Consider the following 3,165-nt stretch of genomic DNA (forward strand, 5'->3'; position numbering starts at 1 on the left):
GCCCCCCACTGCGCGCCACTGTACCCCACTCCCCCCCACCTGTCCGACACTCCGGACACCCCCACGCCCACGTTCGGCGGGCCTCGGAGATCACCTCTCCGGCATCAATGTGTCTTTTGACCGAACATGCCAAAAACACCTCCGGTAACCGATGCAGCGGCTATCCTCGATCGCCGCCGCGAATGAGTACGCTTTCCGGACGGAGCGGACGGATGATTCCCACCGGTGAAGATCATCTTCTGCTCGGGTGCCACACTTGTGGGGGGTCCGCCGGGCCCACCTCGCCGATCTGAGGACGGAGGCCGACGTGACGGTGACGGAGCCCGGCGTCATACCGTGGCGCGAGCCCGGGACCGGCCTGCGCCACCTCGCGGATGTCGCGGCGCGCATGACCCGCGCGGTCGAGAGCGTCATCGACGGCAAGCCCGAGGTGGTCAGGACATCCCTGGTCGTCCTGCTCGCCGAGGGCCACCTGCTCATCGAGGACGTGCCCGGCGTCGGCAAGACGATGCTCGCCAAGGCGCTGGGACGCTCGATCGACGCCCGCGTCCGCCGTATCCAGTTCACACCCGACCTGTTGCCCAGCGACGTCACGGGGGTGAGCGTCTACAACCAGGACACCCGCGACTTCGAGTTCCGCCCCGGACCGGTCTTCTCCAACCTGGTCATAGCCGACGAGATCAACCGAGCCGCTCCCAAAGCGCAGTCGGCACTCCTCGAATGCATGGAGGAACACCAGGTCACCATTGATGGTGTCACCTATCACCTGGAATCGCCGTTCATGGTCGTCGCGACCCAGAACCCCATCGAGATGGAAGGCACCTATCCCCTGCCCGAGGCGCAACGGGACCGTTTCACCGCGCGAGTGTCCATGGGTTACCCGTCGCCCGCGGCCGAACTGGCCATGCTGGACAGCCATGGAAACACCGAGCCTCTCGACGCGGTCGACCCGGTCACCGAAGCCACCGAGATCACCAGACTCATCTCCCTGGTCCGTTCGGTGCACGTGGCCGACGAGGTGCGCCGCTACATCATCGATCTCGTGACGGCGACCCGCCGGCACCCGGAACTCGTCCTGGGCGCCTCCCCGCGTGCGACCCTGCACCTGATCAGAACCGCCCGGGCCCATGCCGCCCTCGACGGCCGCGCCTTCGTCGTCCCCGACGACGTCCAGGCCATGGCCGAACCGGTCCTCACCCACCGGCTGCTGGTCCGAGCGGAAACCGCGGCGTCGAGCGGGTCCGCCGAGGCCGCCTCCCGGATCGTCGCGGACGTCCTCGCCCGGGTCCCCATCCCGCACCGGGGGGCACGTCCGTCGCACCGTGGCCGTTAGATCGCCGTGTCGGACTTCCTGGCGGCCTTACGAGGTCTGACCGTCCGCGGACAGTGTTTCGTGGTCACCGGGCTGGTCTGCTGCGGGCTGGCGGTCGTGGTCGGCGAGAAGGACCTCCTGCGGGTCGGCCTGCTGCTGCTCGCCCTGCCGGTGTGCGCGACGGCGTTCGTGTGCCGGACCCGCTACCGGCTCGCCTGTCACCGGCGCCTGGTACCCGCCCGCGCGACCGTGGGGGCGGTGGTGTCGGTCAGCGTTCGGATCGACAACATGAGTCGGCGTTCCTCCTCGGTGCTGCTGGTGGATGACGACATCCCCGCCCATCTCGGCTTCCGGGCGCGCTTCGTGCTCGACCGGGTGGAGCCGGGGGGCGCCCGGTACTTCACCTATCAGCTTCGCCCCCAACTGCGCGGCCGTTACCTGATCGGGCCGATGGCGATCCGGATCACGGATCCGTTCGGGCTGTGCGAGCTCACCCGCACGTTCCGCAGCCGCGGCGAGCTTGTCGTCACCCCGCCGGTGGAAACACTGTCCGCGGCGCGCCCCGGCAGACAGACCATGATCGGCGACCTCCGCCAACGCGACCGGCCCACCATGGGGACCGACGACTTCGTCACCCGCCCGTACCAGGCCGGGGACGACCTGCGACGGATCCACTGGCGAACCAGCGCCCGCGCCGGTGAGCTGATGGTGCGCCGGGAGGAGAGCTCCCGCCCGGCCAGCGCGACCGTGCTGCTCGACACCCGCTCCGCGGCCTGGACTGGCCAGGGGCCGGCCTCCTCGTTCGAGTGGGCGGTCAGCGCCGCGGGCTCGGTCGCGGTGCATCTCGCCGAGAGCGATCACCTGGTCGACCTGATCTGTGACGGTGGCGTACCCGGTGTGACGACCACACCGGGTACGGGCCGGTCGCGTAACCCGACCCGCAGCCCCACCGCGCTGTTGGACGCGCTCGCCGTGGTGACCACCAGCGACGCCGGCCCGCCGCCCCGTACGGCATCCCCGGGCCCGTCGATCCCCAGCCGACGTGACCTGACTCACCTCGCTGGCGACGGGATGCTCGTGGCGGTCCTCGGAGCCACCGAGCCGGCACGGGCCGGGATGCTCGCCAGAACCCGTCCGCGCGGCGCACTCGCGACGGTTGTGCTCGTCGACGTCACGACCTGGGATGAGAACCACTCCGTGGTCAGGCAGGATGCCGCCAGGCAGGAGACTGCCAGACCGGAGAACCTGCACGCCTGCCGCGCGGTCTTCCAGCGTCACGGCTGGACCGTGATCGTCGCCGGCTACGGCGACACCCTCGCCGCGCTGTGGCCACGGGCGTCCGAGCGGAACACAGCCGGCGGCGGTGGGGGCAGCGGGGCCGGGCATCGGGCCGGCTCCCCGACCACCGGCCTGATCCACAATGACCGGCCGGCGCCGCCACAGCCACGGCATCCGCTGAACCCGAACCCACCCCATCCGAATTCGTCAAATTCGTCTGATATGTTGCATTTGTCGGATCAGCCGCTCGAGTGGCCATCCACCGCCGGCTCGGCCACCGCCGGCTCGGCCACCGCCGGCTCGGCCACCCCTGGCTCGGCCACTGTCTCCGGCTCGACCGCTGCCAGCCAGGCGGCCGCCCGGCCAGCCAGCGGCGACTCGGCGGCCAGAGATTCGGCTGCCAGAAATTCGGCGGCCCGCGAACCAACGGCCGGCAGACCAGCGGCCGCCTGGCCGACCACCGCTGGCCCAGCCGCTGCCGGTTCGGCCACCGGTGACTCAGGGGCCTTCCCTCCCGACGCGGCCGGTGCGGCACCGCTACCCGCCTCCCGCCAACCCGCGGCACGCCCGACAGC

2 protein-coding genes are annotated in these 3,165 nt (G+C 70.7%); both read left to right on the top strand.

Annotated features, from left to right (window positions below; translation table 11 throughout):
• Window positions 1–307: 307 nt before the first annotated feature.
• Window positions 308–1,333, top strand: a complete 1,026-nt coding sequence (locus CM1CMNOD_RS14375) for an AAA family ATPase (RefSeq protein ID WP_013874325.1) — start codon at window positions 308–310, stop codon at window positions 1,331–1,333.
• Window positions 1,334–1,393: 60 nt separating this feature from the next.
• Window positions 1,394–3,165, top strand: a 1,772-nt coding sequence (locus tag CM1CMNOD_RS14380; RefSeq protein WP_165490479.1) for a DUF58 domain-containing protein, incomplete at its 3' end; no start/stop codon positions are given.

This window comes from Protofrankia symbiont of Coriaria myrtifolia, assembly GCF_900634755.1.
Taxonomy (GTDB): domain Bacteria; phylum Actinomycetota; class Actinomycetes; order Frankiales; family Frankiaceae; genus Protofrankia; species Protofrankia coriariae.